Annotated in this window: 1 rRNA gene; it reads right to left on the minus strand. The window is 53.4% G+C overall.

The features are described from left to right. Nucleotides 1-10: 10 nt before the first annotated feature. A 16S ribosomal RNA gene (locus MSG34_RS24085) occupies nucleotides 11-1,081 on the minus strand; the annotation flags it as partial.

The following is a 1,081-nucleotide window of genomic DNA, read 5'->3' on the forward strand; positions in this document are numbered from 1 at the left end:
TATCTTCGTATAAGGAGGTGATCCAGCCCCAGGTTCCCCTAGGGCTACCTTGTTACGACTTCACCCCAGTCATGAACCACAAAGTGGTGAGCGTCCTCCCCGAAAGGTTAAACTACCCACTTCTTTTGCAGCCCACTCCCATGGTGTGACGGGCGGTGTGTACAAGGCCCGGGAACGTATTCACCGTGACATTCTGATTCACGATTACTAGCGATTCCGACTTCATGGAGTCGAGTTGCAGACTCCAATCCGGACTACGACGCACTTTTTGGGATTCGCTCACTATCGCTAGCTTGCTGCCCTCTGTATGCGCCATTGTAGCACGTGTGTAGCCCTACTCGTAAGGGCCATGATGACTTGACGTCGTCCCCACCTTCCTCCGGTTTATCACCGGCAGTCTCCCTGGAGTTCCCGACATTACTCGCTGGCAAACAAGGATAAGGGTTGCGCTCGTTGCGGGACTTAACCCAACATTTCACAACACGAGCTGACGACAGCCATGCAGCACCTGTCTCAGAGCTCCCGAAGGCACACCTGTGTCTCCACTGGCTTCTCTGGATGTCAAGAGTAGGTAAGGTTCTTCGCGTTGCATCGAATTAAACCACATGCTCCACCGCTTGTGCGGGCCCCCGTCAATTCATTTGAGTTTTAATCTTGCGACCGTACTCCCCAGGCGGTCTACTTAACGCGTTAGCTCCGAAAGCCACGGCTCAAGGCCACAACCTCCAAGTAGACATCGTTTACGGCGTGGACTACCAGGGTATCTAATCCTGTTTGCTCCCCACGCTTTCGCATCTGAGTGTCAGTATCTGTCCAGGGGGCCGCCTTCGCCACTGGTATTCCTTCAGATCTCTACGCATTTCACCGCTACACCTGAAATTCTACCCCCCTCTACAGTACTCTAGTTCACCAGTTTCAAATGCAGTTCCGAGGTTGAGCCCCGGGCTTTCACATCTGACTTAATGAACCACCTGCATGCGCTTTACGCCCAGTAATTCCGATTAACGCTCGCACCCTCCGTATTACCGCGGCTGCTGGCACGGAGTTAGCCGGTGCTTCTTCTGTTGCTAACGTCAAGAGA

It is taken from the genome of Vibrio sp. 1CM2L (assembly GCF_023161695.1).
Taxonomy (GTDB): domain Bacteria; phylum Pseudomonadota; class Gammaproteobacteria; order Enterobacterales; family Vibrionaceae; genus Vibrio; species Vibrio coralliirubri.